Below are 2,391 nucleotides of genomic sequence, written 5' to 3'. Positions count from 1 at the left end.
GTAAAATTCTTACTAAAAGAAGGGGTGTCAATAGTCCATTTACCTTCTTGAACCTTCTCTTCTCCACATTCATCTAGTACTGAAAATCTAAAATTATAAACAAAATCATAGGTTTGTGTTGCTCCTAAACTACATGCTACATTGTAAGCACTGTTATTGTTAAACGTATAATCAAAGATAAACTCTGTGTTTGCCTCTGTAGCTATTAACTCCTTTGTGGTTAATAATGTATCTTCTAATTCTGATGGATCATAAGTACTGATAGACTGTGTATTTAATACTTGTAAATCAGTATTCGGCTCAATTGTATTTACTAATGAAGACTTGATTCTTGTATGTAAATTCGTATTAGATTCATCTTCTAAACCTAAAAGAGCTCCTGGACTATTTCCCTTTAATGCTGTGGCAATGGTACGACCTTGAGCATCTATATAACTAATACTGGTTTGCTTATTAGGGTCTATGACGATGTTCTTCTTATAATGTACTAAGTTTCCTACGTTCACATCTCCAAATAATCGGGTTAATTCTTCTCGATTACTAGGGGTGGTGTAATAATACTTCATCTCATGACCTGAGTTCAACTGATGTGTTTCTCCTACTCCTCCTTTACGTCGAATCCTTCCTGTATTATCAGGAGTGTATTCTATCTGTGAAAATGGATACCCCTTGGCATCTGCAACAAAATTCTGCCATGGCTTAGTAGCGTCTTCTAAAACATTACTTGAGTAATATTTACTCGCTCCACTTTGAACCGACATACCTCCAGTGGTGATTTGACAATTCACACCGCCATTATCTGTATCAAAGTCTTCATAGGTATAAACCTCACCCGTATTGTTCAAATTAAAATTATCATGATACTTTATAAAACTACCGTCGGTAGGAATAGGCAATACTTCTATGGCTGGTCTCCCCTGAAAATCATATACAACCTCGCCTACTATAGCCTTCTTATCGGTGTTTATCTTTGTTACCGTTTGTCGGTTACGTAAACTTCCATCAAAATAACTAACAACCTCTTTCTTCTTTCCATTCTCCGCAAAAGAACTCTGAAATTGCCAGTTCTTCGCTTCTGAACCATGCTCTGCTACAATGGTAACTGCTGGCTCCCAATCAAAAACAGTACGCTTTACTGGTCCTGACGCTGAACTCCATGAGGCCTGAAAAACCTCACTAGGATTGTCTAGAAAACGACCGATAGCACGTACTCGTGCTACAACAAATCCTCCGTCATAAATATTAGAAATCCTATAACTCGTCCCTGTAGTTTCAATACGGGTATTGCTATGCTTAAATTCATCCTCTGTTAAAGAAATATCTTGCATCTCTACAACACCTGTCGATCCATGTGGCTTATAATTATCAATCCATGTCCATTCTAATTGATAACTCTCTGCACCAGATACAGCGTCCCACGAAAATTCTATCTCATGATACTTATTGGTCGTATTATCCATATCCTTGCGTAAGACAACCAAATTATAGGTAGGTAATTCTGCTATCGGATACACTACATCATTATCACTCCAAACCTTGATATAAACATTTCCAGGATTCCCTGAAACGAGCTGACCCTCCTTCTCATAGCTAACATCTGTAACGCTTATATCTGCACCAAAAGAATTGATCTTATATACAACCTTATCTGCAAAAGTTAAAGCCTTATTCTCTCGGTCATTTGTGACCTTTAAAGTCGTACTTAAAGGTAAGCCTATAGGGACATGAGTCTCATTAACCTCTGTGACACTTAAACTTACTGAGGTCGTTATTTTTTCATGTGGGGGCTCATCATTTAAAATACCTATCTCTACATACGTGCCAAAGGATAAAACCTTTGCCTCAGAATTCGTTAAATAGGTCGTAGGACTATTGTAAGACCTATTCTGCTCTACCAATTCCTGTGAAAAAACTTCTAATCCACACAGAAAAATGGCTATAAAATATACTAGCGTTATTTGTACTTGTTTTGTCATAGTAATTTAACTTTTACAATAAAACTGGCTACATCTTAACGATGTCAAATCCATTATATCTTGATGATGCTACCGCTTTTTCTTTGTCCATTTGAACATACCTGCCTAAATCCAAAACATCTTTCCCTACTGAAAAATTACTCGTCTTGTATTTTGAATAAACTATTTCCAATCGGAAATTAGACATCTCTGGTTTTTTATAATTATCCGAAAAATTCATCTGAGTATAATAATAAATCTCCTGACGCTTTAACCTATAATTCTTATCTAGATAAACTAGCATTAATCCAAAAGGTAATTGCGTGATGCCCTTGGCTTTAAACTCTAACTTGTAATGCCCATTATCACTCAATAACTTGACATCTAAATACTTTAATAATTCAGGTAAGTTTAAATCAAATTGTTGAGAAACTCC

2 protein-coding genes are annotated in these 2,391 nt (G+C 35.9%); both read right to left on the bottom strand.

Annotation, left to right across the window (positions count from 1 at the left end; genetic code table 11):
• Positions 1 to 1,976 (bottom strand): DUF6443 domain-containing protein (locus tag ACKTTV_RS00010; protein WP_408028746.1); only part of this gene is annotated, 1,976 nt, incomplete at its 3' end.
• Between the two features lie 28 nt (positions 1,977 to 2,004).
• Positions 2,005 to 2,391: hypothetical protein (locus ACKTTV_RS00005; RefSeq protein ID WP_408028745.1), on the bottom strand; the 387-nt coding region annotated here is incomplete at its 5' end.

The sequence above is a fragment of the Tenacibaculum xiamenense genome (assembly GCF_964513065.1).
Classification (GTDB): domain Bacteria; phylum Bacteroidota; class Bacteroidia; order Flavobacteriales; family Flavobacteriaceae; genus Polaribacter; species Polaribacter xiamenense.
The sequence above is the reverse complement of the archived record's forward strand: the minus strand, read 5'-3'. Positions and strand labels throughout refer to the sequence as shown.